The 510-nt window shown below is 44.9% G+C and carries 1 protein-coding gene; it reads right to left on the reverse strand.

Annotation, left to right across the window (positions count from 1 at the left end; all coding sequences use genetic code 11):
- Positions 1–154: 154 nt before the first annotated feature.
- Positions 155–510: transposase (locus ACFSTH_RS11380; protein ID WP_377793667.1), on the reverse strand; the 356-nt coding region annotated here is incomplete at its 5' end.

Consider the following 510-nt stretch of genomic DNA (forward strand, 5'->3'; position numbering starts at 1 on the left):
TTACATTCCTTCGTTACACCTATCCAAGGGATGGAGGCCGATGTTGCTGAGCGAACGGGTCTATGCCCTTGAGTAAAACATATTCGGTACTCCGTGCTTTCTTTTATCTAGGTTCCTGCGAATAAACAAGCACACGTAAACTCATTATGGTGGATTATGCTGCAAGTGACATACGGCTAAATTTCTCAGGGATATAAGACTGATTCTGATTCGTCATGGCCACTAATATACGAGTGAGTTTGCCGCATAGTTTGATGATGGAATGGATCTTTTTCATTTTCTTCACTTTTGTATTGTAGTGATGCTGTGCGCGAAACTCTGTATTATTTTTGACCAGATGCAGCACCGCCAGAAACAACATTTTACGCAGTTTGGGACGACCTCGCTTTGTAATGCGAGTCTGACCCTTATGCAGACCGGAGCTGATTTCACTCAGATGCAGTCCCGCTAGTCGCAGGATTTGCTGACCGTGGTCATAGCTCCCCAGATCTCCTGTCTCGGAAAGAATAC

The organism is Paenibacillus yanchengensis, assembly GCF_042684845.1.
Classification (GTDB): domain Bacteria; phylum Bacillota; class Bacilli; order Paenibacillales; family Paenibacillaceae; genus Pristimantibacillus; species Pristimantibacillus yanchengensis.